We start from the raw sequence: 5,524 nt of genomic DNA, 5'->3' as shown, positions 1-5,524 counted from the left end.
CAACGTGCTAGCCACGGTGCTGCTGCCGGTGACACTAATTTTCCTGATGATGCTGGCCAACGATCGCACCCTGATGGGAGCCCATGCCAATCGCCGGATCACCAACATTGTCGCCGGTGCGATTGTCGCGTTGATCAGCCTCGCCGCGCTGGCCTACGCCATCGACTCATTCCTGCAGTCCGTCCACGTGCTGCCGGCCAGTTCGTAGCAACCCCCGCAAGGATCGCCGAAAGACCCCTGATGCCAACCGCCGATGACCACTCTGCGACCCACGAGAGGCCCGACGTGGTCGAATTCCTCGAACCCGGCCAACTGGTGGGCAACCGGCGCACGCCAGTACCGCGCGCTGAGTTAGGCCGCCGCGCGCAGGCAGGCCTCTGGGTGTTACGGATCACCGTGCTGCTGCTGGTGGTTATGGTCGGCTACACGTTCTTCACCCAAGTCTGGCCGTAACAGCGCGACCGTAGGCCTACTGCGCTCGTTTCGATGGAGACGTTGGCCAGACCGCCCGACTCGTTGTGGCCGATGTGTCCATTGGGTCTAGACCCCCTCCGCCACGACATGTTCAATCACGCTCAGTCTCAGAAGGCATAGCGGTGGAACTGGGTGATCATTCGCACCGCCGGCACCAGCGACATCACCCTTCCGACCAGCTGGTAGACGCCAGCCGCTTGTTTGAACTTCTCGGCGTCGAACACCGAGATGGCGGCCAGCAGCCGAACGCTGGGTACCGCACTGACGATGTCATCCGGCCCGTTGACCGCCCAGTACAGCGTCGACCCAGAGCGGCGAACCACGGGGTTTGTTTTTTTGAGACTTGATCCCAAGCCAGTTGTACACGTCGAACTGCAGCTCGCCTGAGGGGAAGTGCTCGACCACCCGACGCAGCAATGCGACGCCATCGTCGTGGGTCAGATACATCGTTAGCCCCTCGGCGATCAGCAGCGCCGGGCGGTCCGCCGGGATCGCGGTCAGCCACGCTGGATCGGTAACCGAAGCCGCGACAGTCGCCGATCACTGCGGATCTGCTCGAACAGCTCTACCCGCGACCTCGCCAACTTCGACCTCCACGCCGACTGAACCGACGTGACGATCGCAACCAGGGTGGGGCCAACACTCGAAGCAATCGTGACCTGCGTGCATAGTTCGATTGACAAGTGTCGTCGGGGATAGATGACCAGAACTCGGTGCGCGGGTCAGAGGCTGCGGCGTGCGGCCCTGACATCGGCGACCGTATTCGGGTCTCCGGTGAAGTTCAGGCGAACCGCGTCGCGGCCCGAGACAAACAGCAGCAGTTCCGGCGGCGCGCCAGTGATCACGACGGCCGGGCCGCGACCGAACGCAGCCAGCGTCGCACCATCGGGATCGCGCAGTGTGACGTGTGCCGGCGCGCCGGCCAGCGTCAGCCTGCTCATCAGCGGCAGCATCCGCCGCAGGGTGGCGGCCAGGCCTGCATCGAGCTCGCGTGGCGCCCAATCGGGTTGGGCGCGCCTGACATCCTCGTGGTGGATGAACATCTCAGCGGTGTTGACGAGCGGGTCGAGTAGCTTGAACGGGGAATAGATCGGCGGACCCGAAGCGACCATGTCGATGAGTCCGTTCCAATCGGTGCCCGACGACACCCGGTGCTGCACCCGCGCCGTGTAGGCAGCCAGGGCCGGAACGGCGATGCCCACGGCGGCGTCCGGTCGGCGTTCTCGAACAACCAGATGCGCTGCCAGGTCTTGGGTCGTCCAATCCCCGCACAGCGTCGGCGCGTCCGGCCCGACAATCCGCAACGTTTCGACGAGGGCGGCGCGTTCACGCGCGGATGCGGTCATCCCACCACGATATTGCTCCGCTTCAGCGCACGGAGCAGATATCTGAGGGGCGTCGCGACAGGCCGGTCGGAAACCCGTTAGAGCAGGCGCTGCTCGCCGTGGTGCTCGGTCACACGGTGATGGCCACCAGCATCATCTATAACCACGTGCTGATCTGGGACAACCTGCTCACCACCCTCAATATCAGCGATCGTCGCCGGCCGGGGACTCGCCGGGAGAATCGGCCGCAGTGGCGGAGACCGTCATCCGTAAGTGAGCTGGCGCAGCACGCGCAGAAAAACGCTTCGGTCGTTGGTTGACAGCCGGCCGAGCCAGCGCTCCTCGCCGCGCTGGATGTCGACCTGCGCGGCGGTTTTGATTGAACGACCCGACTCGGTGATCGCGAGCAGGCGTGCGCGGCGGTCGTCGGGGTCGGGAATCCGCTCGATGTAGCCGCGCTCCTGAAGCTCATCGAGTATGGGAATGATGCGTGTTTTGTCGGCGCCGATCGCCTCGGCGAGGGCCGCCTGGGTGCGGATCGGTGAACGGTCCAGCGCGCTCAACACGATGTAGCCCCACATCGATAGGTCGTGCGCTGCTAGCACCGGCTGCTCGGCAGCCATGGTTTCTCGAGTCAGCTGCGCAAGCATCGCCGCGAGGTCTGGACGCGTCGCCCTTCCCGTCATGTCGCGATGATAAGGATTGACTGCTAGTAAGCATGCGCATACGGTAGGCAAATGCAGACTAATGAGGATCTCCGCCCCCTGCACCGCATCGCCGTGCTCGGCTCCGTCGACGTCGTCTCGGCCGTCACGGTCGACGACTTATCGAAGGTGACGCCGTGCGTCGGCTGGAACCTCGCCGATCTGCTCACCCACATGACAGCGCAGCATCGGGGCTTCGCCGCCGCCGCGCGCGGCCACGGCGCCGACCCGGCGGCATGGCAACCCGCCACCGTCGCCGAGGCGGTGGCATCCGCTCCCGCCGCCACCTATGCGACCGCCGCGGCCGATGTGATCGACGCGTTCGCCGGTGCCGACGTGCTCGATGCGACGTTCGCGCTTCCCGAGTTCGGCCCCGGCGCTACCTTCCCGGGCTCTGTGGCGATCGGCTTTCATTTCGTCGATTACGTCGTCCACGCGTGGGACGTCGCCCGCACGATGGGTAACCCCTTCGAGGTCCCGGCCGACGTCGTGGCCGCCGCGTTGCCGATCGCGCTCGCCGTGCCCGACGGACAGTTCCGAACCGCCGAGAATGCGCCGTTCCACCCGGCTATCGGGTCGTCAGACCAGGCTAACGACCTCGACCGCATCCTGGCTTATCTCGGCCGCCCACCGCACTGGACACCGCCTCTTGGGGCCTGACCTCAGCAGCCGATGCCGCGCCTGCAATGGCAATGTTCGCCGGCACGCGCCACCCGGGATTTCGATACCCTTCGGCATCATGTGGATCCGCGTCGCACGCTGAGTGCTGCTGCCGATCAATCAACGCCACGGCGTCGTGGTTTCGATCATCGATCATCGGACGGAGTCTTGGAGACAAGAACCGATCAGCCTCGTTTGTTTACAAGCGAGACAACCTCGCTAGGTATAGACCAAATGCGCGCTGCCGTCTTGCAATTCGTCACGGCGCCAATTCATCGGAGTGACAGCGGGGACATCGCCGCCGTCGTCGCCGAGCGCGTCGAGCGCCGACAGGGCAAGCGTGTCGGTTCTCGATTCGATTTAACCTGAAGCGAATCGAATAACTCAGGCCGAGTGTCGGCCCGCTTTAGCGGGCGTACCAGCAGATCTTTTCGGCGTCGAGCGGAAACGACGCGTCCGGGTGATACGGCACGACGCGAGGGGTGTACACCTCGGGGGGGCGCGGCCCTTCGACATGGACGTGGTAGCTGAACGTCCCGCGAATGACTTCGTCGCCGCGTTCCATCGGTATCCGTTCGCTCGCACCCTGCTCCCAGGCGGCGACGTATAACTGCACTTGCACCTCGTCGGCTCCGATCGCGCCGAGTGAAACGAGGACTCGGAACTCGTGTCCGGCTCCGGCCAGCTCGACGTGGAGCGCGCCGAACGACACGTCGCTCCAGTAGTTCTCGATCATTTCCCGCCAGCGTTGCACGTCGCTGCCGACCCGGCAATGGTCGGCCAGGCGCGTGCGATAGGCGGCCGCCGCGGGAGCGTAGAGCTCTTCGACGTACTGCCGGACCATGCGTTCCGACGAGAACTGAGGTGTCAGCGTCGCCATGCTTGCGCGCACGCGCCGCATCCAGTCTTCCGGGATCCCGTTCTCCTCGCGTGTGTAGAACATCGGGACGATCTCGTTTTCCAGCAGCGTGTAGAGGCCGTTGGCCTCCTCCACATCCCACTGCGGGTCGTTATTGTGTTCCCGTCCGTCGCCGATCGCCCAACCCACCTGCGGGGTGTATGCCTCGGCCCACCAGCCGTCGAGTTCCGACAGGTTGACCCCGCCGTTGACCAGCACTTTCATCCCGCTCGTCCCGCTGGCTTCCCACGGCCGGCGCGGTGTGTTGATCCACACGTCGACGCCGTCGACGAGCTGTTCGGCCAGCAGCAGGTCATAGTCGGCGATGAACGCGACGTGCGAGCGAAGTTCGAGGCGCTGCGAGAACTCATACCAGCGCTGGATCATCGCCTTCCCGAACGCGTCGGCGGGATGCGCCTTCCCGGCGACGGCGATCTGGACGGGCCGTTCGGGGTTGGTGAGAATGCGCGCGAAGCGGTCCGGATCGTGCAGCAGCAGCGCGGTGCGTTTGTACTCGGTGAAGCGCCGGGCGAAGCCGAGCGTCAGGGCTTTCGGATCGAAGATGCGCTGCGCTTCATCGATGCGATCCGCGCCGGCGCCGGCGATCGTGGATTGGCGTGCCAGCCGTTGGCGCGCCCAGAGCACGAAGCGCTCGCGGTTGCGATTGCGCATCCTCCACAACTCGGCCGTCGGGACCTTCTCCATCAGCTCGACGATGTCCGTCGGAACGCCCTGCCACTGCTGGCGCAGCTCGGCGTCCGTCCACAGCTCGTCGGCGGCCGGCGAGTCCCACGACGGAACGTGGACGCCGTTGGTGACGTGCCCGACCGGAACTTCGTCGATCGGGCAGCGCGGAAAGACATCCGCGAAGAGTTCGCGGCTCACCTCGCCGTGCAGCTGACTCACGCCGTTGATGCGGGACGCCCCGCGAATCGCGAGGTACGCCATGTTGAACGGTTCGGAATCGTCGTTCGGCTGCATGCGGCCCAGGCTGAGGATCTTGCCGATGCTTACGCGCATCTCGGCTGCGAACGGCGAGAGGTAACCGACGACGTAGCTGGGATCGAACCGGTCGAAGGCCGCGGCGACCGGCGTGTGGGTGGTGAACACGGTGCCCGCGCGCGCGACGGTCAGCGCGACGTCGAACGGTACGTTTTGTTCCCGCACGATCCAACTGGCGCGTTCCAACACGGCGAATGCCGCGTGCCCTTCGTTGAGGTGACAGACGTCCGGATCGAGTCCCAGCTCGCGCAGCAGCCGCCAGCCGCCGAACCCGAGCGCCATTTCTTGCTCCCACCGGACTTCGGGATCGGCTTCGTAGAGCTGCGCCGTGATACCGCGGTCTGACGGGTCGTTGGCCGGATCGTTGCTGTCGAGCAAGTACAACCACAGCCGGCCGACGTTGACGGCCCAGGCGCGCAAGTACACGGTGCGGCCCGGAAAATCGAGCGGGATGCGAATCC

Annotated in this window: 5 protein-coding genes and 2 pseudogenes; 3 read left to right on the top strand and 4 right to left on the bottom strand. The window is 65.3% G+C overall.

Annotation, left to right across the window (positions count from 1 at the left end; translation table 11 throughout):
- Nucleotides 1-208 (top strand): annotated as a pseudogene (locus VKI00_RS08635) (hypothetical protein); the annotation flags it as partial.
- A 32-nt stretch (nt 209-240) separates the two neighbouring features.
- Complete coding sequence (locus tag VKI00_RS08630; RefSeq protein WP_324436743.1) at nt 241-453, top strand: hypothetical protein; 213 nt, start codon at nt 241-243, stop codon at nt 451-453.
- Between the two features lie 128 nt (nt 454-581).
- Here the strand turns inward: VKI00_RS08630 and VKI00_RS08625 are convergent.
- From VKI00_RS08625 to VKI00_RS08615, 3 genes and pseudogenes are all read right to left on the bottom strand, one after another.
- A pseudogene (locus VKI00_RS08625) lies at nt 582-1,005 on the bottom strand (class I SAM-dependent methyltransferase); the annotation flags it as partial.
- 191 nt (nt 1,006-1,196) lie between these two features.
- Complete coding sequence (locus VKI00_RS08620) at nt 1,197-1,820, bottom strand: TIGR03085 family metal-binding protein (RefSeq protein WP_324436741.1); 624 nt, start codon at nt 1,818-1,820, stop codon at nt 1,197-1,199.
- A 242-nt stretch (nt 1,821-2,062) separates the two neighbouring features.
- Nucleotides 2,063-2,485: a MarR family winged helix-turn-helix transcriptional regulator gene (locus VKI00_RS08615; protein ID WP_324436739.1), complete on the bottom strand. Its 423-nt coding sequence runs from the start codon at nt 2,483-2,485 to the stop codon at nt 2,063-2,065.
- Between the two features lie 51 nt (nt 2,486-2,536).
- Here VKI00_RS08615 and VKI00_RS08610 point away from each other — a divergent pair, with 51 nt between their 5' ends.
- Nucleotides 2,537-3,163 carry a TIGR03086 family metal-binding protein gene (locus VKI00_RS08610; RefSeq protein ID WP_324436737.1) on the top strand — a complete coding sequence of 209 codons (627 nt, stop codon included), beginning with the start codon at nt 2,537-2,539 and terminating at the stop codon, nt 3,161-3,163.
- Between the two features lie 406 nt (nt 3,164-3,569).
- On the opposite strand, the gene glgP is transcribed toward VKI00_RS08610, so the two are convergent.
- Nucleotides 3,570-5,524, bottom strand: a 1,955-nt coding sequence (gene glgP, locus VKI00_RS08605; RefSeq protein WP_324436735.1) for an alpha-glucan family phosphorylase, incomplete at its 5' end; no start/stop codon positions are given.

Origin of the sequence: Mycobacterium sp. (genome assembly GCF_035314665.1) — a bacterium.
Lineage (GTDB): Bacteria > Actinomycetota > Actinomycetes > Mycobacteriales > Mycobacteriaceae > Mycobacterium.
This window is presented reverse-complemented; position numbering and strand designations above follow the sequence as displayed.

Excerpts from the sequence above, each read along its gene's own strand:
- VKI00_RS08630 (WP_324436743.1), top strand. The coding sequence starts at position 241 with ATGCCAACCGCCGATGACCACTCTGCGACCCACGAGAGGCCCGACGTG.
- VKI00_RS08610 (WP_324436737.1), top strand. The coding sequence starts at position 2,537 with ATGCAGACTAATGAGGATCTCCGCCCCCTGCACCGCATCGCCGTGCTC.
- VKI00_RS08615 (WP_324436739.1), bottom strand. The coding sequence starts at position 2,485 with ATGACGGGAAGGGCGACGCGTCCAGACCTCGCGGCGATGCTTGCGCAG.
- VKI00_RS08620 (WP_324436741.1), bottom strand. The coding sequence starts at position 1,820 with ATGACCGCATCCGCGCGTGAACGCGCCGCCCTCGTCGAAACGTTGCGG.